At 43.0% G+C, this 242-nt stretch carries 1 protein-coding gene; it reads left to right on the top strand.

What is annotated here, in order from left to right; genetic code table 11:
* Positions 1 to 242, top strand: a 242-nt coding sequence (locus tag V7266_RS29560; protein ID WP_335472782.1) for an aldo/keto reductase, incomplete at both ends; no start/stop codon positions are given.

A 242-nucleotide genomic window follows, 5' to 3' on the forward strand; every position in this document is an offset into this window, starting at 1 on the left:
AAAAATCTAAATATGATGCGACCGCTGATGCTGATCGATTGGTTGTAGAACGAGTGGCAGCCATGGCAGAAAAATATGGTGTTCCCCGCATTCATATCGCACTTGCTTGGTTGCTCCAGAAAGATCCTGTATCATCTCCTATTATTGGAGCTACAAAAATATCCCACCTCGAAGATGCCGTCGGTGCACTAAGTGTTAAGTTAACAACTGAGGACATTGGATATCTAGAAGAGCCATATGTA

Source organism: Neobacillus drentensis (assembly GCF_036965645.1).
GTDB lineage: Bacteria > Bacillota > Bacilli > Bacillales > Cytobacillaceae > Neobacillus > Neobacillus drentensis_D.